Annotated in this window: 14 protein-coding genes and 2 pseudogenes; 8 read left to right on the top strand and 8 right to left on the bottom strand. The window is 46.3% G+C overall.

The genetic code is table 11. The features are described from left to right. Nucleotides 1–1259: pseudogene (locus ACTTKA_RS09915) on the top strand (IS1380 family transposase); the annotation flags it as partial. A 451-nt stretch (nt 1260–1710) separates the two neighbouring features. Here the strand turns inward: ACTTKA_RS09915 and ACTTKA_RS09910 are convergent. Then, a pseudogene (locus ACTTKA_RS09910) lies at nt 1711–1878 on the bottom strand (T9SS type A sorting domain-containing protein); the annotation flags it as partial. 1925 nt (nt 1879–3803) lie between these two features. Beyond that, nucleotides 3804–4313 (bottom strand): hypothetical protein, encoded by a 510-nt coding sequence (locus ACTTKA_RS09905; RefSeq protein WP_442724908.1) that lies wholly within the window; start codon nt 4311–4313, stop codon nt 3804–3806. 695 nt (nt 4314–5008) lie between these two features. Between ACTTKA_RS09905 and ACTTKA_RS09900 the strand changes: the two genes are divergently transcribed. The 5 genes from ACTTKA_RS09900 to meaB all read left to right on the top strand — a co-directional run bounded on the left by ACTTKA_RS09900 (nt 5009) and on the right by meaB (nt 9397). After that, nucleotides 5009–5803, top strand: a complete 795-nt coding sequence (locus tag ACTTKA_RS09900) for a thymidylate synthase (protein ID WP_442724907.1) — start codon at nt 5009–5011, stop codon at nt 5801–5803. 21 nt (nt 5804–5824) lie between these two features. After that, a complete protein-coding gene (locus ACTTKA_RS09895; protein WP_442714190.1) occupies nt 5825–6316 on the top strand; it encodes a dihydrofolate reductase in 492 nt (163 codons plus the stop codon). A gap of 70 nt (nt 6317–6386) precedes the next feature. Beyond that, entirely contained in the window at nt 6387–6788 is a 402-nt protein-coding gene (locus ACTTKA_RS09890; RefSeq protein WP_097531009.1) for a DUF1573 domain-containing protein, read from the top strand. A 4-nt stretch (nt 6789–6792) separates the two neighbouring features. Then, nucleotides 6793–8238: a DUF1573 domain-containing protein gene (locus tag ACTTKA_RS09885; protein WP_442724906.1), complete on the top strand. Its 1446-nt coding sequence runs from the start codon at nt 6793–6795 to the stop codon at nt 8236–8238. 70 nt (nt 8239–8308) lie between these two features. After that, nucleotides 8309–9397, top strand: coding sequence for a methylmalonyl Co-A mutase-associated GTPase MeaB (gene meaB, locus ACTTKA_RS09880; protein ID WP_442724905.1), 1089 nt, complete (start codon nt 8309–8311; stop codon nt 9395–9397). Between the two features lie 137 nt (nt 9398–9534). Here the strand turns inward: meaB and ACTTKA_RS09875 are convergent, their stop codons facing one another. The 4 genes from ACTTKA_RS09875 to ACTTKA_RS09860 all read right to left on the bottom strand — a co-directional run bounded on the left by ACTTKA_RS09875 (nt 9535) and on the right by ACTTKA_RS09860 (nt 17052). Further along, nucleotides 9535–10506, bottom strand: coding sequence for an ROK family protein (locus ACTTKA_RS09875; protein ID WP_442714187.1), 972 nt, complete (start codon nt 10504–10506; stop codon nt 9535–9537). A gap of 122 nt (nt 10507–10628) precedes the next feature. Then, on the bottom strand, nt 10629–13724 hold the full coding sequence (locus ACTTKA_RS09870; protein WP_442724904.1) for an AAA family ATPase: 3096 nt from the start codon (nt 13722–13724) through the stop codon (nt 10629–10631). A gap of 62 nt (nt 13725–13786) precedes the next feature. Next, complete coding sequence (locus ACTTKA_RS09865) at nt 13787–14977, bottom strand: exonuclease SbcCD subunit D (RefSeq protein ID WP_442724909.1); 1191 nt, start codon at nt 14975–14977, stop codon at nt 13787–13789. 14 nt (nt 14978–14991) lie between these two features. Continuing rightward, nucleotides 14992–17052 (bottom strand): acetate--CoA ligase family protein, encoded by a 2061-nt coding sequence (locus ACTTKA_RS09860; RefSeq protein WP_442724903.1) that lies wholly within the window; start codon nt 17050–17052, stop codon nt 14992–14994. A gap of 135 nt (nt 17053–17187) precedes the next feature. Here ACTTKA_RS09860 and ACTTKA_RS09855 point away from each other — a divergent pair, with 135 nt between their 5' ends. Both ACTTKA_RS09855 and ACTTKA_RS09850 read left to right on the top strand, forming a co-directional pair. Then, nucleotides 17188–19401 (top strand): TonB-dependent receptor, encoded by a 2214-nt coding sequence (locus ACTTKA_RS09855; RefSeq protein ID WP_442724902.1) that lies wholly within the window; start codon nt 17188–17190, stop codon nt 19399–19401. Between the two features lie 30 nt (nt 19402–19431). Continuing rightward, complete coding sequence (locus ACTTKA_RS09850) at nt 19432–19752, top strand: heavy-metal-associated domain-containing protein (RefSeq protein WP_442724901.1); 321 nt, start codon at nt 19432–19434, stop codon at nt 19750–19752. A 121-nt stretch (nt 19753–19873) separates the two neighbouring features. Here the strand turns inward: ACTTKA_RS09850 and ACTTKA_RS09845 are convergent, their stop codons facing one another. After that, nucleotides 19874–20308 carry a phosphohydrolase gene (locus ACTTKA_RS09845; protein ID WP_442724900.1) on the bottom strand — a complete coding sequence of 145 codons (435 nt, stop codon included), beginning with the start codon at nt 20306–20308 and terminating at the stop codon, nt 19874–19876. 395 nt (nt 20309–20703) lie between these two features. Beyond that, nucleotides 20704–23112, bottom strand: coding sequence for an ABC transporter permease (locus ACTTKA_RS09840; protein WP_442724899.1), 2409 nt, complete (start codon nt 23110–23112; stop codon nt 20704–20706). Between the last annotated feature and the right edge of the window lie 199 nt (nt 23113–23311).

Below are 23311 nucleotides of genomic sequence, written 5' to 3'. Positions count from 1 at the left end.
TTTTTGAAGCAAATGTTAGACAAAATCGGGTTTAAAGAACAGGTGTTTTCTTGCCATTCTTTACCTACCCAAAACTCTAATCGCGCTTATGATGTGGGCGTAATTTTAGAGTCTTTTATAACCAGTATTTGGTGTGGCGCCAACCGCTTTTTGCATACCGAGGTCACTCGGGCAGATAAGGCGTTGGGACATATCTTCGGTTGGAAACATACCCCCGCACAAGACGCTTACAAGCGATATTTTTCCAAATTCAACGCCAAGACCAATTTGGAAGTTGCTCGTCACTTCTTTGGTTGGTTTTTCAAGAGTTTGAATATCAACTATTTTACATTAGATATTGATTCTTCGGTAATTACTCGTTATGGGGAACAGGATGGCGCTACAAAAGGCTATAATCCCAAGAAAAAGGGCAGAAAAAGTCATCATCCCCTCATTGCATTTGTCAATGATATAAAAATAGTCGCCAATTTTTGGCTTCGTAGCGGAAACACGAATGCTTCCCATAATTTCATTGGTTTTTTGGAAGAGACTTTAGCCATGTTTGGCAACAAAAAAATCGGTTTGGTACGACTTGACAGCGGTTTTTGCTAGAGGGAAATATATTTGACTATTTGGAGGAAAAATCTTTACCTTACATTGTTGCAGCCCGATTTACACACCCCATTCAACACCTGATAGACAAACAGGATTTTTGGGTAAAAGTAGATGACGGTATAGAGATTTGCGACAAAACCTATCAGGCACAATCTTGGCAAAAACCAAGAAGAATCGTTATTGTAAGGCAAAAAATAGAGAAAAGACCTCAAGCGGGCGGAAAACAGTTGAGCCTTTTCCCCGAAGATGAAATCCATCGTAACTACCGCTACTCTGCCTATTTTACCAATCAAGCCTGCTCAATGGTCGATGTTTGGAGAACCTACCGCATGCGGGGAGATGCTGAGAACAGAATAAAAGAGTTGAAGCAGGATTTTGGGGCTGAAAGTTTTAATCTAAAAGACTTTTATGCAACCGAAGCTGCCTTGATTTTTTCGATGATAGCCTACAATTTAATGTCTCTGTTCCGTCTATTTGTTCTTCAAGAAAAAACGCAAAAAACACTATCTACACTGCGTTACAGAACCTTTGCTATAGGGGCATATTTTGAAAGGACCGGCGATACGCTCAAACTAAAAATAGCGCTTACTAAAAAACGACGAAAATGGTTCATCGGACTATGGGATTACCCCATAAATCTGAACCAAAAAATTCCTATTGCGTAATCTGGGATTAATCCCCAATTACACGAAACACGGTGCGGAATGTACAATATCATCAGAGACGCCCAAATTGGACGTCTCTACAACATGCGCTATTATAACAATTGATAATTAACCATTAAACTATATCAGGCTTCCAGCCCTCCGCAAGAGGGGTATTCTTTTTCCCCATCGCTACACATTGGGCTGAATTAACGCGCCCCTGCGAGGCTGTTACAGTGGTCAGCAATCAGTTTTCAGCCAACAGCACAACAGCTAGACGCCCGAAGGGCATCCAATACTCGCAGGGCTGAAAGCCCGATATATTTTAGCCCTATCCCGCAAGGGTAGGGGTAATTTGATTTCCATCCTTGTTTTTTGAGGGCTGTAAGCCTGAATCAATTTATTAGCTATCAGCCAACAGTCAAAACAACTCAACAATTCAACAATCAAACAACTCAACGCCCTAAGGGCATCACTTCTTAATCAACTTCTGTGTGTACGTCTGTCCGTCTTTGACGACACGCACGAAGTAGAGTCCTGCCGGCAGTCCGACCATCGGGATTTGGAACGTCGGCTCATTCGTCCGGAACGAACGCAGCATCTTCATACCGCTCCAGAGCTGGATTTCGTAGGTGCTTCGATTCCAAACGACAGGTTGGGTAACTTGACTGTTGTTATTCATTGAAATCTCTTCTCTGGATAATTTCCACTGCAAAGTGGTTACATCTGTAACAGGGTTGGGAGAGAGGCTAAAACTATAAGTAGACGGAAGTTCAAATTCTTTGTATATAATTGTTTCCGATCCGCATGGATCATTAAAACGGACTGTGATATAGACACTTGATGCGTTACTCTGAGGATTTCCCGAAAAATCAGTAAAGTGATGGCCTTGTATCGTTGCTTCCCAATTATTAGAAGCAGACCATTGAAAATTTCTGCCTAACTCCTGAATTGGATATATCGCTTCGACTTGACCTCCTGAAGCATCTAACTGGCCAACTAGTAAATTATCTGTTTGCGTTATACCAGATTTCCACAAAAGGATATCATCTTTTCTCAATGTTGTACCATTTCCTGTAATAGTTGCCTTTATCCAGCCTCCTTTCATAGATGACGTCAATGATTGTTTGCTTACAGATATCGAATTGTTTGTTTGCCTATATGTGTACAACTCTGGATGAACCTGCCATTGTACTTTTGCCCCTGGTGGTAGGTTTTCTACTGTATAGGTCGCCTGATTGCAAACAGCTGAAGGCCCGGAGAGGTAAGGAGAGGGGGCTTTATTTACATTAATTGTGATTGCAGGAATGGAAATAGACATACAACCATTAACCACTAAAATTGCTGATATTTTCATTTGACCATAAAGGGGTATTTGATAGCTTAATGCTGATTTATTCTTAGTTTTTCCAATAGAATTTCCGTTTACAAACCATTCAACTGATGTGATTTTATCATCAGATATATTATTTAATGATAATGTGATAGTTTGATATTGAGTTATTTTTTTTGTGGGAATATTGATTGTTGGTAACATTACAACCGTAGGAAATTCTGTCCATGAAGATCCTTTGCTCATCTTAACTTTCACCTTATCCATTGTCATGCAATTATTTGTTGTAATTTGTACATTCTTTCCTCCCCGATAAACATTGCTCCCTCCATTTATTTTCCATCCAGAGGGGGCAGACCAATCAAACGAAGTAATTCCATTCATTTTTACACTGAATTGATATGTGTTTATTTCCCCCAAGGGAACACTTTTAGGATAATTTTCTAAAGTCAACTTTCCAGGTCTAGTAAATGTAATATTATTGTATAAGCTGTGATCTCCGGCCTCCCAACATCCATCAGCTCCCCCTCCACTTAATCCTCTGACACTAACAGTTCCTCCATCGATATCATTGGTGATTAGCTGAATTTTTGGTCCATCTGTTATATATGTCCCTGATGAAGTTGGCTGCTGACCAGATCTCAATTTCCATCCTTTTGGAATTTTCCATTCAAATTTGAGTACTACGGTGGGAGGATTCTCTTTGCCTATCTCAAATCCCGGATACCACATAATATCAGATAAGAAAACATCTATATTTTGTTCCCCATAATCTAAGCTTGTTAAAGATGGATTGCATTCTAATGGTGGAGGGAGAATACCATTCAAACTTTTGATCTTCTGAATGTGTTTTCCAGTTGCTGTAACTCTTTTCCAGTCTCTGTAATGATAAACTTTTAACGTAATAGTTCCAATTGGCACTTTTCCTTTTTGGGCGCTTACATTATCCCACTCTACTAAAACATCGTCTACACTTGGAAGAGAGATGGATTTAACCTTTTGATTATTATGGATAAAAGAGCCTCCAGATATTTTCCATTCATAGACACCGTAATGGTCCTTTCTCTCAACAAAATAATTGATAGCCCTTTTCGGGCATGCAGGGTTATTTTCATGATAACTATCACTACGTATTGGAATAGTTGTTTGGCTTAATAAGGTGGTTTTAAATAATATGTAAAAAAAAGCAATAACTGTTTTTGAATTTTTCATGATGAAATTATTTTTGATAGTTAGAAATAATACGATAAATTGATGGATATTCCGGGACAAACCTTTAGTTCCGTAATATCTTTATCGGGATAAAGCTCTTCCCATGTGGATTTTGCAGCAGGGTAGTTTATTTCTGTAAAAGAATAAGCATCTCTTTCGAGGCGATTTATTGAAATATCCATCAACAATTCGGTTGCTACTCTTCCCGCAGAGACTCTAATCCCTGCATTGGGTGTCAGAGAAATGCCATTGACCTTATCCCGATAATAAAACTCTTCTTTCTGTTCATAAGCGATTTTATCTTCTTTGTATACCGGATAAACACTATATCTGTCATATCTGCTTTGATACCAACGATAATCTGCTTTTATTCCGGCGAAAAAGTCAAACAGAGAGTATGAGACGAATGTGTAATCATAGCCGATGCCGATGCCATAAACCGTTTCTTTACGCACATTAGATGTTTTCCGAATATGACTTCTTTTAAAAGAAAGTGGTACATATAGTTGAAATGTATGTTTGTCTCTCATCTTATAACGGAATGACAGATTTACCGGACGTACACTGTCTCCGATTAGCGAATAGAATCCGTATTCTAAAGCCATTCCGAATCTTTCGGTTTTTACTTGTTGCTTGTCGGACTGGGCTAACGTATCAATAGATAGCATTAACAAAATTAATGTACATGTGTTTTTTATACACTTATTTAGATTCATGTTGATAAAAAAATTGTAATCTTACATTGCAATAGAGTTATTATCTTCAAAAATTAAAAATGTTTTTTGGTATTGTTAAGTTGCTATAGTTTTTAAAAACATTAAAACATCTAACGCATTTATAATCAAATTATTGCAAATCCAAAAAGAACAAAATTCTATACTAATTTAACAATACCTGTTTTTTTAATATCAGTATGTATTATATTCATTTTTTATTTTTGAGTGTAACTAATATATCGCAAAGATATAAATGGTTTTTGATAATATGCAAATATTCCACTTATTTTTGATATTTTTTTGATGCCTGGAAAATAGAGTGAAATATTTAATGGTCGTTCCTTCATCTTAAGGAATCGATCCTTGAGCTTAAGGAAGTGTTCCTTTACGTTAAGGAGACCTTCCTTAAAGATATCCGGACGGTCTGCATGCTTTTTGAACAAAAATGGCACCCCAAGTCGGCTTTTTTGCTTACTTTTGCGAGGCTTAAAGATAAAAAGACTCTGTTTATGAAGCAATATGCAGATTTGCTAAGGCATGTACTCCGTTCCGGTACAACAAAGGAAGACCGTACAGGGACGGGGACAACGAGCGTATTCGGGTATCAGATGCGATTCGATCTGAGGGAGGGATTCCCGCTGCTTACGACCAAGAAGCTGCATCTCAAATCGATCATTTACGAGTTGCTGTGGTTCTTGAAAGGCGACACGAATGTACGTTACCTGCAGGAGCATGGTGTACGCATCTGGAACGAATGGGCGGATGCGGATGGAAATCTGGGACCCGTCTACGGTCACCAGTGGCGTTCGTGGGCGGACTACGAAGGCGGGGCGATCGATCAGATCAGTGAGGCGATCGACATGATTCGCCACCATCCGGACTCGCGCCGTATCATCGTCAGCGCATGGAATGTCGGCGATTTGCGGAACATGAACCTGCCGCCCTGTCATGCCTTCTTTCAGTTCTACGTTGCCGGGGGGCGGCTCAGTCTTCAACTCTACCAGCGCAGCGCGGATATCTTCCTCGGAGTGCCGTTCAACATCGCTTCTTACGCGCTGTTGCTGCAAATGGTTGCGCACGTTACCGGTCTCGAGGCCGGTGAGTTTATCCATACCCTCGGCGATGCGCATATCTATCACAATCATCTCGAGCAGGTGAAACTGCAACTGACGCGCGAGCCCCGTTCGCTCCCGCAAATGAAACTCAATCCGGAAGTACGTAACATCTTCGACTTCGGCTATGAAGACTTCGAACTGCTCGGATATGATCCTCACCCGCATATCCCGGGTGTCGTTTCCGTATAACTTCCTAACATCAAAAAACCAATGATATCGATTATAGTAGCCACAGACCAACGCGGAGCGATAGGCAAAGACAACAGCTTGCTCTGGCGTCTCCCGAACGATATGAAACATTTTCGTGAACTGACCGTCGGGCATACCGTCGTCATGGGGCGGCGAACGTTCGAGTCCCTGCCCAAAGGCGCTTTGCCCGACCGCAGGAATATTGTGCTTACCACCGAACCGGGCGCCCGTTTCGACGGTTGTACGGTATACAATACGCTGTGGGGCGCGCTTATGGCTACCGAGGGGGAAGACGAAGTGTTTATCATCGGCGGAGGAAATGTCTATGAACAGGCATTGGAGGTAGCCGATAAACTCTATCTTACGCTTGTGCATCATACGTTTCCGGAAGCCGACACGTTTTTTCCTCCCGTCGATCCGAATGTGTGGGAAGAAGTTTCCCGAACAGATGCGCCGACGGACGAAAAAAATCCTTATCCGCACAGCTTTTTAACGTACATTCGAAAAAAATAACCCCGTACCGCATCTTATTCCTGATAAATATATTACTTTTGCTGCGTTATTAACTTAAATGCATAGTGAAATGAAACGTATCTTATTTGTTTTAACAGCCATCTTGATGATGACGGCAGGTGTAGCTCGCGCACAGGAAAAAAGTGCTTCGATTACGGTAACCGGCAGTGCAACGTATGATTTCGGAGACATCGTCGAGACGTCAGGCCCTGCAAGCCACGTTTTCACGGTGATGAATAATGGAGAAATGCCGTTGGTCATCTCACGCGTTGTGGCTTCTTGCGGATGTACGACACCGGACTGGACGAAAGAACCGATTGCTCCGGGAAAAACGGGCGAAATCAAGGTTACATATAATCCGGCCGGACGCCCGGGTAAATTTGTTAAAACGATTTCCGTGTACAGTAACGGCAAGGCCGATGGGAATTATGTCCTGACGATCCGCGGAAATGTCGTACAGAAGAACTCATAAACCGATGAGCGGAAGAATCTGCGCAGTCGGCTTATCCTTGTTTCTCTGCCTCTTTTCGGTGCAATGCTTATCTGCCCGGGAAGAGGCTGAAATCGTCATATCCGAAACCGTTCATGATTTCGGCCGGATTGAAAGCGCAAATGGGCCGGTGAAACATGTCTTTGCCGTCAGGAACGATGGGAAAGCAACCTTGGAACTGATTCGTGTTTCTTCTTCGTGCCGTTGCCTTTTGGCCGAATGGTCGAAGAAAACGGTAGAACCGGGTGAGACAGCAAGGCTTGAAGTGACGTACGACCCTTTGGGACAGTCCGGAGCTTTTAGCCACACTATGCAGGTCTTCAGTAACGGTTCGGAAGCTCCGCTTGTCTTGACCATCAAGGGAAATGTGCACGCCGTATCGGGGGCTGTGGCCGGAGAACCCGAGTTTACGCCCGACACGTGGACGCACGATTTTGGCAAGATTGATGAGGAGCAGAATTACTATACCCATATTTTCCAGATTACGAATACCGGTAAGGCTCCGCTCATCATTTCGCATGTGCAATCTTCCTGCGGATGTGCCGAACCGGAATGGACGACCGACCCGATCGCTCCGGGTGAAGTCGGTGATGTGGTGATCACGTATTCGGCGAAGAATCGTCCGGGGCCGTTTAAAAAGCATATCACCGTCTATACGAATGCGAAAGGAGGGAGGCAGCGTCTTTCCATTATGGGCGAGGTGATTCCCAAGCCGAGTGAATTACCGGTCGTATATCAGGATACGATCGGAACGATACAGTTGGAAAGTAAAACATTTATGTTCCATACCATCCGTCCGAAAGAGATTGCGACGCAGGAGATATGGATTCGTAACTTTTCCGATGCGAGTCAAACACTTTCTCTCGTTAATATGCCGGCACATATTCAGGTGGAAGCTCCTGCCGAATTAGCGCCCGGTAAGGCCGAACGGCTGAAAGTAACTGTCGACGGTACGAAAGTTACGACGAAAGGACGGATGCTTGGCGGGTTCACGTGGATGGCACGTAGCGCCGCCTCCGGAGAAGTTGTCTCACATGAAATCCCCGTTTCCGTCAACTTTATCGACGATTTCAGTACGCTTTCGCCCATGCAGAAAACGTATGGCGCAGGCATCAAACTCTCGGCAACTTTGCTGGAATTCGGGCGAATGAAACGAGGCGGACTCTTTGGCATCGGTAGCAAGCGCGCCTCGAAGCAGGTGACCCTTACGAACGAAGGCAAAGAACTGCTCGAACTGCATAGCGTATCGTGCGACGACCGGCGGGTACACGTTACCGGGTTTAACCGCAAGATGCTTGCTCCCGGTGAATCGGTAACCCTGACCCTTCTTATCCGACCTAAAGAGGTGACGAAGCCGATGGAGACCATGCTTTATGTGGTCTGCAACGATCCTCGAGGGCCGGTCCGTCAAGTGAAAATTACGGCAGAATAAAAAAATAGAATCTGGCACAAGAGGGAGATGAAACGATTTCCCTCTTGCTTTTTAAACGATAAATAAAACAATGGATCATCCCGAAAACGACGAAAAATATAAAGGATTGAAAGTGAGCAGCGGTGTGGCGGGTGTGCCGACCGTCAGCCCTTACCTGCGGCAAATGCGCAAACGAACGCGCTCGTTCACGACGCATGAGTTTGTCGAAGGCATCTTGCGCGGAGATACCTCGGTACTTAGTCAGGCGGTGACGCTGGTCGAGAGTTCCCGGCACGAACACCAGCAACAGGCGCAGGAGATTATCGAGAAATGCTTGCCTCATACCGGGCGGTCTATCCGCGTCGGGATTACGGGAGTGCCCGGTGCCGGAAAAAGTACGTCGATCGATGCATTCGGGATGTACATGGTACGCAGGGGGCATAAGCTGGCGGTGTTAGCCATCGATCCCAGCAGCGAGCGATCGAAAGGGAGTATCCTCGGTGATAAGACGCGTATGGAACAGCTCTCACGTGAACATAACGCTTTTATTCGTCCTTCTCCTACGGCCGGCTCATTGGGCGGAGTAGCCCGTAAAACACGCGAAACGATTATCCTCTGCGAAGCGGCCGGATTTGATACCGTCTTCGTCGAGACGGTCGGTGTCGGACAGAGCGAAACGGCCGTACATTCGATGGTCGACTTTTTCCTGCTTATCCAGTTGGCTGGTACGGGCGATGAGCTGCAAGGCATTAAACGAGGGATTATGGAGATGGCCGACGGGATCGTAATCAATAAAGCCGACGGAGATAATATCGAACGTGCCAAGATGGCCGCCGGACATTTCCGCAACGCGCTTCATCTTTTTCCGCCTACCGCTTCGGGATGGTTCCCTAAGGTGCTGACGTATTCGGGATATTACAATCTGGGCATAGAAGAAGTTTGGAATATGATCGAGGAATATATGGCGTTCACGAAAGCGAATGGCTATTTCGATCGGAAACGTAACGAGCAAGCCAAATACTGGATGTACGAGAGTATTCACGACATGCTGAACGATGCGTTCTATCATCATCCGCGTATAGAGGAGCGGCTGCCCGTCATCGAACGGCAGGTGCTGAACAACGAGGTCAGCTCGTTCGTCGCAGCCCGCGAAATGATGGACCTGTTCCTGAAGAAGTAAGCGAAAAGAGGATCGAAAGTCCGTTTCGTACAGGCATTCCAAGGAGCGGATGATATTTGAAAGTGTGCTCAAATGCTGAAAAATGATAAAGCCCCGGCTTGTTAAGCCGGGGCTTTATCATGTATATCAAGATGCTTTTATAACTCTTCTTTCACTTCCCAGCCGAGTGCGCTGGCGCCTAATACGGCGGCATCACTTTCTTTCAGCTGCGAGAACAGCAGACGGGTCTTGTTTTGGAATACCTTCAGCATGTGGGCTTCCATGGAGCGTTTCACCGGATCCATAAGCAGCTGTCCAGCTTTTGTCAGGCCGCCGAACAGAATGATTGCTTCCGGGCTTGAGAAAGCGACGAAGTCGGCAAAGGCTTCACCTAAAATCGCGCCGGTTGTTTCAAAGATTTCCTGAGAGAGCTTGTCGCCTTTAACAGCCGCATCATACACATCTTTCGAGGTGATTTTGTCCGGTTCCAACTCACGCAACAGACTCTCTTCGGTACGTGTCATCAGCAGTTCGCAAGCTGTACGGGCTACACCTGTGGCCGAAGCATAAGCCTCTAAACATCCGTGACGGCCGCATCCGCACAGACGTCCGTTCTCACGGCGCACGATTACGTGTCCCAACTCACCGGCAAACCCGTCGTGACCGTATACCAGATTACCGCCGATGACGATTCCGCTGCCCACACCTGTACCCAGTGTGATGACGATAAAATCTTTCAGACCGCGAGCCACACCATATGTCATCTCACCGATAGCCGCCGCATTGGCATCGTTTGTCAAGGTGACCGGAATGCCTCCCGTCTGGTCGCTGATCAACTGTGCCAAAGGAATTTTTCCTTTCCACGGCAGGTTGGGCGCAAATTCAATGCAACCGTTGAAATAGTTGCCGTTAGGCGCTCCTACCCCTATGCCTTTGATCTTGTCTTTGCCTCCGGCCGAGCTAATCACATTCTGTAACCCGTCGCCAAGGGCCTTTACATAGTTGTTAATGTCATCATAATGCCCTGTCTTAATCGAACCGCTATATAAAATGGCTCCTCGTGCATCTACTACGCCGAATACGGTATTCGTACCCCCTATATCAATCCCAATTACATAAGGCTTCTCCATGAGTTCTGTGTTTTTTAATTGAATGATTATTTTTGTTTCAGTGAGCAAATATATAGGCTTTCGTGAAAGAAAACAATTTTTTTCTGAAAAAAATGTTTTAAAAGGCACAAAAGAGCGCTTGTTTAACCTTTCGGTTCGGTTGCTCTGATCTCGATCTCACTTTTTCCGTTCGATGTTTTTGTGAGGCTAATCCGTACGGCGATGCGTTCAGTCATCTCCGAGACATGCGAGATAACGCCGATCTTGCGTCCTTGGGTCTGTAAACGTTCAAGTGCATCCATAGCGACACCCAGCGTGTCGTTGTCCAGCGATCCGAATCCTTCGTCGATAAAGAGGGACTCCACGTTCATGCGATTCGACGACAGGGATGAGAGGCCGAGGGCAAGTGCGAGCGAGATCAGGAACGATTCGCCCCCCGAGAGCGAGTGTACCGTGCGTACCTCGTTGAGCATATCGAGATCGACGACCTGCAGAGCGAGTGATCCGGGTACTCGTTGCAGCTTATAGCGCGACGTGAGTTCCCGAAGATGCTTGTTCGCGTAGCCGAGTAGCGTGTCGAGGGTATATCCCTGAGCGATCTCTTTGAACTTATTGCCGGAGGCCGATCCGAGCAGGATATTCAACTTTTGCCAGTTCTCGGCGTGTGCATATTTCTCCTGCCGTTCTTTTTCCAATGTTTCAACCTGCTTTTCGTTACGAGCGTTTGTAGTCAGTACTACTTCGAGTTCGGTCTGTCGCCGGGTACGTTCTTCGGTCTGCAGCCTTCTCTCTTGCAGACAGGCTTGCAGCGCTTCGTTCGTAGTGTTCTGATCTGTCGGCCGGTCATTTGACTCGTAATGCAATGTAAGGTTCTTATTTCGTTCGGCCAAGGTAGCGCGGGCGGTTGTCTCAGCTTCGGTCAGAGAGTTCAGCGCCTTTTTTTCAGCCTGAATCCATGCGTTGCTTTTCGAGAGCAGCTCCGGGAGTCGTTCGCGGGTGATGCCATCTTTTCCGGCCATCCATGTTTCGACGGCTTTTTGCAGCGTTTCCTGTTCGACAACGAGCTTATCCAGATCCTGCCGGCGTTGGGCGATGTGATCGCTCAGGCTTTTCTGCTCGGCCGACAGCAGGTTTCTTTTCTCATTCAGTTTTTTGATTTTCGATGTGATAAGAGACAAGTTGTCGGTAAAGTATTTCTCGGCAGCGTCGGCCGGTTTCCCGCGCAGCACAGTTTGTCGTTCGGCCTGCCATTGTTCCACTATGTTCCGACAGTGTTCATTCTTCCCGGTCGTGACTTTCCATATTCGGTCGGTCTCCTGTATGCGCACCCGCCCGTTCTCAAGATCGATTTTGAGTCGTTTGAGTCGTTCCTGCGCTTCGGTCAGGGCTGTGCTTGCATTGTCCCACTCCGTCTTGCGGGTAATCAGGTGTTCGGTCAGTGTAGCATGTTCGAAAAAAGTTTGCCAGCCGGGGAGAGTGATAAGATGTTCCTCTAACTTGCCGTATGTGGCCGTATACTGCGCCGTGTAATTCTCGATCAGTGCGGAAAGTTTCGTGATCTCATCTTTGCGTATTTCGAGATCGGCGGCGACCTCCTCCGTTTGCCGGACATTGTCAGCCTTCGCCTGTTCCAGCTCCTGTTCTTTCATACGTTGCGTCTCTGCGAGACTCGCAACCGGGTGATGGAGGCTGCCGCATACCGGACAAGGCATCCCTTCTTTCAGCTGTGCACGGAGCGTCGCGATTTCGGCAGGCATCATCTTGTTCAGCCGTTCCGCCTCCTGCCTGAGTTGTTCCATTTTTTTCTCCTGATCGGACAGGATTTGCTTACTTCTCTCTAATGTTTGTTCGTTACGTTGCTTCTGCTTTTGTACGGTCTGCGCTTCGGCAATCAGGGAGAGAAGGAGATCCATTCGTGCGGCGATCAGCTCAAAGTCACGATGCGTTTTAAACCATTCCTCTCGTGTGATGAGTTCTTTTTGCGTCTGTGCCAGCGTCTCCTGTATGCAGCGGATCTCCTCTTCGGTTTTTACTTTTCTTTCTTGAGCATCCTTAAGCTCTCTTCGAACCTCTTCAAGGTCTTTCTTCGCCTTTGAAATTAAGACGTCCAATTCGCGGGCGCGGACGATTTGAGGGGCAATCTGCTGTTGTTTATCCATGAGCTGCGTATGTTCCTGCTCACAGTCGGCTACGGCGCGTATGGCTTCGGTAAGCAACGGCTCGTTTTCGGCTTGTCGGCGGACGGCTGTTTCCAGATCGGCCTGTGACTCGGACAATGTGTGGCGGAGGTTCTCCAGATGTTTGAACGTATCACGTATCTCCTGTACACGGTCGATTTGCACGATGTAGTCGTAACGCTCACGTGCTTCCGCGATGGCTTGCTTGGCTTGCACCAGACGATGTTCGGCCTGTTTTTGTTCGTCGCACAAACGAGCGTGTTCGGTCTGCCATTTCAACTGTGCCGTCAATCGGTCGACCGTCTTTTTCAGTTCCGTCAGTTCATGTGTTACCTCCGACTTTTCCGTCTCATACGCCCTTCGTTGCTCTTCCGAAAGTCGTTCGATGCTTTCGATGTGCCGCGTGACAGCTTCCAGCTCCGCGCCGGCGTTCTTCGACTTCTCATAGATGGCGATCGAGAGGCGCGAATAGATATCCGTGCCCGTCAATTTCTCGAGCAGCTCAGCCTTCTCCGGCTGACGCGCTTTGAGAAATGTGGCGAAATCGCCTTGTGCCAGTAACACCGAACGGGTAAACTGATCGAACGTAAGCCCGATCAGATCGACGATGCGTGCGAGCAGTTCCGTCTTTCGTCCCGGCTCTTCATGTCCTGTGGATAAATTGCGGAGGCGTATTTCACTGCTTTGCATCGATCCTTCGGCTTTGTTATAAGCCCGCTTGACCGACCAGCGTGCCCGAAATGTCTCTCGGCCGAGCGATACGAAATCGACTTCGGCATAGCCTTCGCTCGTACCACGGCGCAGGATATTACGGCAATCGCGTTGACTGAGAGCCTTGTCGCCCACGTCGCGGATCAGGATATTTTCTGAGGCATGGCTCGTGCGTGGCGTCTGGTCGAACAACGCCAGACATAAAGCGTCGAGCAAGGTAGACTTACCCGATCCGGTACTCCCCGTAATGGCAAAAATACCGGCCGATTTGAGCGGTTCTGCGGTGAAATCGATTTCGAAAGCCTTTTCGAGTGAGGCCAGATTTTTCCCTCGGATAGCCAGAATTCTCATTGTTTTTTCTTTTTTCGTTCGGATCTACAAACATACGTAAAAAAGCCGAGAGAGGTATACAGTTAAAGCGATCCTTCGACTTCTCGAAGGGTCTGTCGCAAAAGTTTCTGCATGGCTTCAGGCATCGGTTCATCGCCATATTGACGTTTAAAGACGTTCATGGCCAGATCCATCGGATCGATAGTCTGCAAATCTTCCGGGCCGGAAAGGGGGTCGCTATCTTTTCGTGCAGCCGTTACGGCTTCGATACGTGTCAGTCGGACGGACTTGTCTTTCAGTGCCTCTTCGATCTGGTGCCGAAGGGAAGGCTCCGGTTCCGTGATCCGTATCTTGATTTCCAGATAGGGAGAATGTCCGTTCGCTTCTCCTGCCGGTAACCGTCCGATCTCTTCCAGTACTTCGGGCAAAGCGCGGGCTTCGCGGGGAAGGGTGATCAGCCTGACCGTATCTTCGAACTCGATGTGTTCGATCTTGACCGTATCGTCTATCTCGATAAAAACGACTCCTTGTCTGTTGTTCTTTTCAGCGAACGACATGGGAATCGGGGCGCCCGCATAACGCACATTTTCTCGTCCGGAAACACGCTGAGCGCGATGCAGGTGCCCTAATGCGGTATATGTTATTCCGGGTCCGAAAGCATCGGGAGAGACACATTCCAACCCTCCGATGACGGTGCGTTCCGAACGGTCATTTTCCGAAATCTCCGAACCGGTCGCCTGTAAATGTCCCATGGCAATCACCGGAAGATGTTTATCAGGGACGAGATCATACAGCTTCTCGTACATCGTCCGCACAGCCTGCGAATAATTTTCCGCATCGGGATAGTCGCCTTGCCGCAGGTAGGGCACGGCAAGACAGTATCCTCCCTTTTTGAGTGGTATGATCAGACGGGCATAATCGATGTCGCCTTCCGGCGTCCGTCGCACCGTACCGCGCACATCGATATGCATCTCCTCGAACAATGGGCTGGGAGCCTCAAGACGTGCCGCCGAGTCGTGGTTTCCGGCAATGATGATCATCTGCAGTTCGGGATTTTCGTGCGTTACTTCGCGCAGAAATGTATAGTACATCTTTTGCGAGTCGGCCGACGGGTTCGGACTGTCGAACACATCGCCCGCAATCAGCAGCACGTCAACTTGTCGGTCTTTCAGCACGTTTTTGAGCCATGCCAGGAAACGTGCGTGTTCAGTCCGGCGGTCGTATTCAAAGAAATGTTGTCCGAGGTGCCAGTCTGCGGTATGAATGATCCGAATCTGCCGTTTCCCGCTCATTTCTCTACTCGGATGCGTGCATCGACCGCGATGATGCCCTTCTCCGTAGCCAGCAGCGGATTAAGATCAAGCTCCTTGATCTCGGTTGCGAAACGAAGCAAAGTAGAGAGGCGCACGATAAATTCGGCAAATTGATGTTCGTTTACGCCTTTCTGTCCGCGGGTGCCTTTGAATATCTTATAAGCTCTCAACGAGCGGATCATCGAATAAGCTTCTTCGTATTCGAGGGGTGCGAGCCCCGAGGCCACATCGCCCAGTACTTCCACAAAGATACCTCCCAGACCGCACAATACGATATGTCCGAACCGGTCTTCGTACTTGGCGCCGATAAACAGCTCCGTTCCTTTCAGCATGGGCTGAATCATCACAGATCTGACACCCGGCAACTTCATCATGCGCCTGAACTCCAACGATAAATGTTCCTCCGTCTTGATGTTTAGCGCCACTCCGCCAATATCGGTTTTGTGTACGGGGCCGACTACTTTGGCAACAACCGGAAAACCTGTCTGACGTGCGAAAGCCAACACTTCTTCTTCGCTTGTCGATACACATTCTTCGACCATGGCCAACCCCGCCGCCTTCAGCAGGATTTGCATGTCGGAAGGTTGCAGGTACCCGTTCTCGTCGATCCGGTCGATTGTGAGGCGGATCAGAGGGATATCGACTCCCTGCAATTCGATTTGTCCTGCCGTCGGTTTAGGCGTATTCACTACACGCGATACAGCGCTTGCCAAGGCTACTTCGTCGGAGAAGTTAACCCCACCTGCACGAATAAAATCTTCGACTTCTCTGGATGAATTGACAATCGACGGAAGAATCGGAAACACCGGTTTGGTGCATGTCTCCGACTTTTGGCGGATCATTTCCAACGCATCCGAGATTTTTCCCAATCCTGTGCTCCCGAAGATGGTAGCAATGGCATCCGTTTCGGGAAAATGCTGATCCGCATAGTCGATGGCCAGCCCCAGATCGGCCGTAGAGCCTGTTCCCAGAATATCGATCGGATTGGATACGGACGAGCCAGGCAACAAGCGTGATTTCAGTTCTTCGGCACTCTTGCCCTGATAGGCCGGAACACCCAAGCCGCCGCGTGACAAAGCATCAGTAAGAATCACCGCCGGGCCACCGGCATGGGTAACGACAGCGAAATTTTTGCCATGGATATCTTTCAAGGTGAAGACACAAGCTACAGTAGCCAGCTCTTCGCGGCTGTAACAACGCACAATACCGGCCTTTCGGAATAATGCCTCCACCGCCGAATCGCTCGATGCCAAAGCGCCCGTGTGGGATGAGGCCGCTCTCATGCCGCTTTCCGAGCAGCCGCTTTTAATGGCTGCAATCTTGCAACCCTTGCGTATCAAGGACGATGCATGATAAAGCAATTTGTCAGGGTCTTTGATGTTTTCGATATATAATAACTTGATCTTAGAGTCTTCTTCCGGGTTGAAATGTTCGTCCATATACTCCAGAACCGCTTCGATACCGATTTGCGAGGCATTTCCTACCGACCAGATCGAATTGAACCGAAGACCCTTCGGGATAGCACATTCCATGATAAACAGAGCAACGCCGCCGGAGGCTGAGATCAGATCGGCGCCATTCGGGTGGAATTCCGGAACAGGAGCCGTGAATACGCTGTGGTGATAGCGGTTGGCCAGCCCGATGCAGTTGGGGCCGATAAGTGAGACACCCGCCTGCGAACAAATGTGCTGGATCTCTTTTTCAATCACCCCGCCCTCGGGTGTCTCTTCACTGAAACCTGATGAGATGATGATAATGGCTTTGGCTCCTTTCTGATGTACCAACACATCGACCGCTTCTTTACAAAATGGTGAAGCAACGGCCAATACACCCATATCTACCTGTGGAAGATCGTGAACGGAAGGCGTCACTTTGATGCCTTGAATCTTTGTCTCTTTGGGGTTAACGATGTAGAGCTTCCCAGCAAATCCTCCGGTCAGGATATTCTTTGCCATTTGCCCTCCCGGCTTGTTGATGTTATTCGAACCGCCAACAACGGCGATAGATTGCGGGTTTATCAATTGCTGTGTAATCATGTCTGTTCTCTTTTTTAATGAGTTATAAGTCGGACAAAAGTACAAAAAAATATTTAATACCCGATTTTCCCGTAAAAAATTTCTTTCTTTGCAAAGAGACAAACGAAACAAATATTATTAAAATAATAATTTGATATGATTTTCAGGCATATATGTGCTTTCTGTGCGCTGATCATGAGTAGTGGGATATATGCCCAATTTACCGTGAAAGGTACGGTGCTTTTTGAGGGCGGTGACAAAGCGGCGGGTGCAACGTTGCATCTGTTGCAGTCGCGTACGGTAGCGACGACCGGTGTCGACGGGGCATTTACGTTGCAAAGCCACGTGTCGCCCGATACGCTTGTCATTGTGTATATGGGCTTCGAGTCGGACACGCTTGTCGTCAGGGCGAATAGTCCGGTGCTCTCCGTCGTCCTGAAAGAAGTGAGCCGGCAGGTCGACGAGGTCGTTGTGACGGGGCGCACGGCGTCGACCTTGAAGCCGCGCTTTGCCACCTTGCAGACAGAGCGGATCAATGCCGATGAATTGACACGCGCCGCATGTTGTAACCTCTCGGAAAGTTTTGAAACGAATGCTTCGGTCGATGTATCATATTCGGATGCGGCTACGGGCGCAAAACAGATTCGTCTGCTCGGCTTACCGGGCACATACGTGCAGATGCTGACCGAGAACGTGCCGAGCTTTCGCGGGGCGGCTTCGCTCTTTGGGCTCGATTATGTGCCGGGCACATGGATGGAAAGCATTCAGGTCTCGAAAGGGAGCGCCTCGGTGCGTAACGGCTACGAATCCGTCACGGGGCAGATCAATGTGGAATACAAGAAACCGATTACGGCAAGTCCTTTGACGGTTAACCTGTTTGTGTCCGACGCGGGACGGATGGAAGGAAACCTCGACGGGGCGGTGCGACTGTCGAAGCATCTGTCGACAGGACTGTTTGCGCACTATTCGCAAGACAAACGGGTACATGACGCAAATGGAGACGGTTTTCTCGACCTCCCGCTGCTCGAACAGTTCAATTTCTTCAATCGCTGGTATTATACGCGCAAAAATTTCATTTCACAAGTGGGGGTAAAGGTTGTGCATGAGACACGTGAAAACGGACAGGCAGAGCATGTAAAAAACACGTCGCCCGACAAGCCGCGCTATGAAATCGATATTCGTACGCTTCGCGGCGAGGTGTTCACGAAGAACGGGTATGTGCTCGATGCCGATATGAACCGCAGTATCGCACTGATTCTTTCCGGGTCGTTCCATCGCCAGAACGCGAAGTACGGACTTATCGGATATGATTTGAAGCAGCAGAACGTATATGCCAATCTGCTGTTCGATACGGATATCGATATAAAGAACAAAATCAGCACGGGGCTTAGCATGAATATGGACCGAACCGAGCAGCTGTCGGAATATCTGGCGTCTCACCCGGCTTTTCTTCCTCTGCGCACCGAGTGGGTCACCGGCGCTTTTGCGGAATATACGTGGATGCCATTGCGTGAACTGACGGTCATGGCCGGCCTTCGCGGCGATTATCATAACGAATACGGGTTCTTTGTTACGCCACGGTTGCATCTGCGGTATAATCCTATCGAACAACTCCATCTGCGCACTTCGGTCGGGAAAGGATACCGCTCGGCAAATGTGTTTGTCGAAAACAACTTTCTTTTCGCATCGAATCGCGTGAGGAAGCTGTCCGTTGCTCCCGACTTAAAGATGGAGTCTGCCTTGAATTGGGGGGCGAGCATCACGGGATACATCCCACTGGCCGGGAAGGAGCTGGTGCTCTCGGCCGAGTATTATCAGACGGATTTTGGGCAGCAGGTCGTCACCGATGTCATGACAGATGCGCATGCCGTCCGCTTTTATAACCTCGACGGACGATCCTATGCGCGTAACATTCAGCTGGAAGCAAGCTGTGTGTTTTTTGAAAGTCTCGATGTGCGTGGCGCATGGCGATGGACAGACGCCCGCACAACTTATAACGGTCAATTGATGGAAAAGCCGTTGACGAGTCGATATAAAGGACTGATTACGCTCGGATATCGGACGCCCGTTTACCGGTGGCAGTTCGATGCGACGGCGCAGTTCAACGGGCCCGGCACGTTACCGACTCCCGATGCGAAAACCCCATTGTGGGAGAAAACCTTCGAGGCTTATACGCTCGTCGGCGCACAAATCACGAAGCGGTTTAAGAAGCTGTCGTTGTATGTGGGGGTGGAAAACCTGTTTGACTTCACGCAACCGCACCCGATCGTTGCCTCATCCGATCCGTGGGGAGACGATTTCGATGCAACCATGGTCTGGGGACCTGTGCATGGGCGGAAAATCTACGGTGGTCTGCGGTGGAATTTATAATCATGTATTAATCATATAAAAAGTAAGAAAATGAAAACAATTCAATGGATGATCTGCTGTTTGATGCTGCTGATCGGGAGTGATGCGGTAGCACAGAAAGAGGCGAAGAAAAAAGAAGCGCAGACGACGTTTGCCGTAGAAATCATGTGCGATAATTGCGTCAAAAACATTAAAAAGAATATCGCTTACGAGAAAGGCGTGAAAAACCTGAAAATCGACTCCGAAAATCAGAAGGTAACGGTGATTTATAATCCCGAAAAGACGAATCCCGAAAAACTGATCGAGGCATTTAAGAAGATCGGGAAAGAAGCCATTCCGATTGATGAAGTCCCTTTGAAAAAAGACAACTGAAGGAAGATAAAGAAATCCCGAAAGCATTAATGACACGTATGCTAAAGTAATCGCCGTAAAACTTTATGACCGTAGAGAGGCTTTGGCAGTCGCTAATATGCTCAATGAAAAGGTTATGTTGCTACTTATTTTTTGATTTTTGCAACTTCCAAAATGCTTTTAAGTACTTATTTAACCGTTTTACATCTTCTTCGTTAAGTTCTTTTAAGCGAGTTATGTCCATATTATCAAGCAAATCATTTATTTTAACTTCAATGGCTATCGGATTTTGAGCGATTCGATTGATAAAAACGTCGTAATCTTCTTTTTCCGATTCTTTGGTGACACAACGTAATACAGCAATTACCTCATTCGAAAATCCTTCATTTTCAAGCTTTTTAAATGTCCATTCGCTATCTTCCACTACATCGTGTAACACACCGCAAATCTTCTCAATTTCACTTTTCCCTCGTTCCATAACACGCAATGGGTGTAAAATATAATCTGCTCCAGATTTGTCTTTTTGACCCTTGTGTGCTGCAACTGCTATTTCTATTGCTTTCTCTATCGTGGACATCGTTTATTTATTGTTGTTTATGCGTATTTTATTTCATCGCTGTCCGATAAAAGTTATTCTCGAAAGAAATAGTGTCTTTTTTATCGGACAGCATTGATTGGCAATATTGTGTGTTAGTAACTGGGCTTTATTCTCCGTTTTGGTATCGTTAAGTTGCTATAGTTTTTGGAAACATTGAAAAGTTCAACATTTTCATAATCAAAACAGTCGAATTATAAAAAGAACGATGCTCTATACCAATTTAATAATGCCGAATACAGAGACAAAATTAATTAAAAGCAAATATGCGGATAATCATTTAGAAAATATTTTTGTGTTAGAAAACCAGACCTTTCCATATGCCGTCCCCCAACTAGAATCTCATTTTAACTGTTTTTTTATACAATAATATAAGCTTATTCACTTTTTACGACTTTTGCAGGATTACTGCCAGCTGCTTTTAGCACATGTCCTAACACCGTGAATAATACGAGTGTAATGCTACCCGTAAAGACCATTACCGGTAACCACCATGGAATGTTCGTGTGATAAGCATACCCATGCAGCCAGCGGTACATAACATAATGAGCTACCGGGAGAGCTACAATGGCTGCAAAAACAACCAATAGAAAATATTCGCAAACAAACATACGAACAACATTTTGTATATCAGCTCCAAATATCTTGCGAATCGCTATTTCTTTGCGACGCTTTTGAGTTGTCGAACTTGCTATGGCATAAATCCCGAATAAAGAGATTGAAAGGCAAACGATTGCCAATATGGAAAATAATTTTAGACCGATCTGTTCCGAATAGTCTAACCGGTCGTATACTTCATCAAGCAAAGTCAGACGAGTATCCGCTAAACTGATATCTATATCTGTCAGTATCGAGGATATTCGCTGCATCACTTCCTGTTCTTGTCCGGGCACGACACGGATATACCAGATGTTTTCTAAACCGGCTCTAATAATAGTCGGATGAATACGACTTCGAAGAGAATGAGAGTGAAAATCGTTTACCACACCTATCACTTCATATTCTTCCATGGGAGCAACGCCATCATTAGTAATCAAAAAAGGATTCATTCGAATAATGGAACCTACCGGTTCACTAAGCCCCATAACCTTGACCGCTTCTTCGTTGAGAACGACTTTACGATTTTCGTTTTGACCTTCTTCCCACCATTGCCCTGCGATCAATTTTAATCGGAAAGTCTTAGCAAAATTAGCATCGGCAAAGAGCCATTGGAAAACAGGTTTTTTATGCGACTGTTTGCCTGACCATTCTACCTCGGTTGTCATGGTCGCATTTTTATCGGGAGAATAGTCTGTAGCAGAAATGTTCATAATTTGAGGAATTGCTTCAAGCTGTTGTCTTATGGTAGCTTTATGTTCATCCAGCTTCATGTTCTCACTATATAATTGAATGATTCCACTCCGGTCGAATCCCAAATCTTTTTGATTGATAAAACGCATTTGCATCATTGTGACTGAAGCGGCAATAATAAAAACGATGCTGACCGCGAGTTGAAAAGATATCGCTATTCGCTGTAACATAGGCTGATTAGATATTTTTCTTTCAGCCATGTTTCTTGTAATCAGTTGATTCATTTTCCAACAGGGGATCAGGCTGAAGAGCAATACGAACAGCATTATGCCCAGACCGGAAAGCAGAGAAAAATAAAGCAATTGCGGTGTAGGCATGACTATACCCAACAGATTGGAAACGATAGGTCGAGTAAGGAAAATGAAGAAAGCTCCAATCAGTAATGCCGACAATACAACACAAGTTAACTCGAACATCATTTGTGAGATAATTTGCCGGCTTGTAGCTCCATGAATCATACGTTGACGGAATTCATTGATACGTTGACGGAAAAGGCCAAGATACAAATTTAAGAAATTGAAGAGTGCACTAAGCATCAATAAGATGCCTGAAATCACCAGCAATCGTATGAAGTTCAATGTGAAAAGCAGATCGCTGTTTAGTTTGTGGCGAGCATCGCTAATCGGAAGCATCCTTAGCTCAATATCGGTATTCTTTTTTATTTTTGAAGTGAAATCACGGAGTTGTTGTTCAAATCCTTCGCTATTTGCTTGAGGATAAAACTTTACGTATAGATTGTTGTTGTAATATTGCCATTGTTCGGAAGTGCTCATGATCATAGATGCATCTTGTAAGGCGGGAAAATTAAAAATGGCATCGAATGGCAGGTTCGTGTTTGCCGGCGAATCTTGAACGACGGCCGTTACTGTACAAGGACCGAAAATTCTGGATAAAGAGTGCTCCAGTTTTTGTCCAATCGCATTTTCTGCAGTGCCAAATAAACGCGAAGCCACAGTTTCGGTTAAAACGATATTTCCCGCCATCTGTAACGCTTGCTTCATGTCTCCATAAACACACGGCTGTTGAAAAACGTTTAGAAAGGCGCTGTCAACACATAGTGTCTTTAACTGGATATAATCGTTTCCTTCTGTCTGGTAATCTAATTGTTCCGTGACAAAACCAGCAGAAGCTTTCAATACAGGAAAGTATTTGAGTAACTCGTTGCCTAAAAGCCCGGGTACCTGTTCATTCACTTTACCGGAGCCTTTTTCGACAGCATATATGCGGTATATTTCCTTTGCATCCGAATAAAAACGATCGTAGGTCGTTTCGTGATGTAGCCAATAAATAGTCGGGACAAAACATACCAAGCTAAAGGCGAGTCCCAAAATCGCGATAGATAATTGTATTTTATATTTCAAAAAAACACGAAAACCTGTTTTTAAATACTGTCTTAATAGATTCATGTTCATATCAATAAAAAATTTAGTCTGCAATGTAACTCTTTTATTGCTACTTTTTTATAAGTTCTCATTGTGTTGAGAAAATATACTATCTTGCCGGAAAGTCCATCGAAGCATAAAAGATGTAAATTCAATTTACCAATGTAATTTTTTCGCCTCCAAATTTATAAAAAAATCCACTATTAACCGACTAAAATCAAAATTCATCGGATTTTATTTTTAAATAGTTAAT

The sequence above is a fragment of the Tannerella sp. genome (assembly GCF_052170195.1).
In the GTDB taxonomy this organism is placed as follows: Bacteria; Bacteroidota; Bacteroidia; order Bacteroidales; family Tannerellaceae; genus Tannerella.
This window is presented reverse-complemented; position numbering and strand designations above follow the sequence as displayed.

What these genes read in the sequence shown, in the direction of transcription:
- ACTTKA_RS09905 (WP_442724908.1), bottom strand. Translation starts at nt 4,313, where the DNA reads ATGAGAGACAAACATACATTTCAACTATATGTACCACTTTCTTTTAAA.
- ACTTKA_RS09900 (WP_442724907.1), top strand. Translation starts at nt 5,009, where the DNA reads ATGAAGCAATATGCAGATTTGCTAAGGCATGTACTCCGTTCCGGTACA.
- ACTTKA_RS09895 (WP_442714190.1), top strand. Translation starts at nt 5,825, where the DNA reads ATGATATCGATTATAGTAGCCACAGACCAACGCGGAGCGATAGGCAAA.
- ACTTKA_RS09890 (WP_097531009.1), top strand. Translation starts at nt 6,387, where the DNA reads ATGAAACGTATCTTATTTGTTTTAACAGCCATCTTGATGATGACGGCA.
- ACTTKA_RS09885 (WP_442724906.1), top strand. Translation starts at nt 6,793, where the DNA reads ATGAGCGGAAGAATCTGCGCAGTCGGCTTATCCTTGTTTCTCTGCCTC.
- meaB (WP_442724905.1), top strand. Translation starts at nt 8,309, where the DNA reads ATGGATCATCCCGAAAACGACGAAAAATATAAAGGATTGAAAGTGAGC.
- ACTTKA_RS09875 (WP_442714187.1), bottom strand. Translation starts at nt 10,506, where the DNA reads ATGGAGAAGCCTTATGTAATTGGGATTGATATAGGGGGTACGAATACC.
- ACTTKA_RS09870 (WP_442724904.1), bottom strand. Translation starts at nt 13,724, where the DNA reads ATGAGAATTCTGGCTATCCGAGGGAAAAATCTGGCCTCACTCGAAAAG.
- ACTTKA_RS09860 (WP_442724903.1), bottom strand. Translation starts at nt 17,052, where the DNA reads ATGATTACACAGCAATTGATAAACCCGCAATCTATCGCCGTTGTTGGC.
- ACTTKA_RS09855 (WP_442724902.1), top strand. Translation starts at nt 17,188, where the DNA reads ATGATTTTCAGGCATATATGTGCTTTCTGTGCGCTGATCATGAGTAGT.
- ACTTKA_RS09850 (WP_442724901.1), top strand. Translation starts at nt 19,432, where the DNA reads ATGAAAACAATTCAATGGATGATCTGCTGTTTGATGCTGCTGATCGGG.
- ACTTKA_RS09845 (WP_442724900.1), bottom strand. Translation starts at nt 20,308, where the DNA reads ATGTCCACGATAGAGAAAGCAATAGAAATAGCAGTTGCAGCACACAAG.